Origin of the sequence: Caballeronia mineralivorans PML1(12) (genome assembly GCF_001028175.1) — a bacterium.
GTDB lineage: Bacteria > Pseudomonadota > Gammaproteobacteria > Burkholderiales > Burkholderiaceae > Caballeronia > Caballeronia mineralivorans.
Window position 1 is genome coordinate 1 of sequence record NZ_AEJF01000366.1, and the last position, 646, is coordinate 646.

General features: G+C 63.2%; 1 protein-coding gene and 1 pseudogene. Both read right to left on the reverse strand.

Annotation, left to right across the window (positions count from 1 at the left end):
* Positions 1-229, reverse strand: a pseudogene (locus EOS_RS43060) (hypothetical protein); the annotation flags it as partial.
* Between the two features lie 90 nt (positions 230-319).
* The coding region (locus tag EOS_RS47395; protein WP_047898354.1) for a hypothetical protein at positions 320-646 on the reverse strand (327 nt) is incomplete at its 5' end.

A 646-nucleotide genomic window follows, 5' to 3' on the forward strand; every position in this document is an offset into this window, starting at 1 on the left:
CGCTGCAATACTCCTCGGCGAATTTCTCGATGCGCTTCTCGACGATGCGCGTGTCGTCGGGCGACATGGTGCCCGAAATGCGCATCGCGACCGAGTGCGCGACGGCATCGTGCGCCAGGTAGACCGTGGCGATGCCGCCGAGATGACGGGACACGCGGTCTAACTGTTCCGCATCCAGATCGTCCTGTACGGGTAGCGCTCCTGACAGGACATAGTCTCCCTTCTCCATGAGATTTCTCCGCTACGTCTGCGCCGCAGGTGACGATGCGGCGGCACGCCCCGGCGCCGGGCACGCTGCCAATGATCGCGGGTGATGCGATCACGCCGGCTGTTCAAGTCGCGCCAGAATCCACGCTTGTCGCGCACGCATCGCACGGACCTGCTGGTCCAGATCGTCCAGTTCGGTGAGCAGTTCGACATGACGTTCAAGCCCGATCGGCAAGAAGGACAGATCGCCATACAGGTTCCTGCTGAAGACCGCGCCGGTGCGCGCCCACTTCTGCGCAAACTGACTGAGCATGTCCTCGGTCTCCGACTGTTCCGTTTCGGACAGCCGCCCACTTACGCGAAGCAGGAGCGTATGCGTGACCGCATCGGTCGCAAAATAGACGTGAGCAGGGTTGGCGAGCCGCTCAGCGAGGCGCGC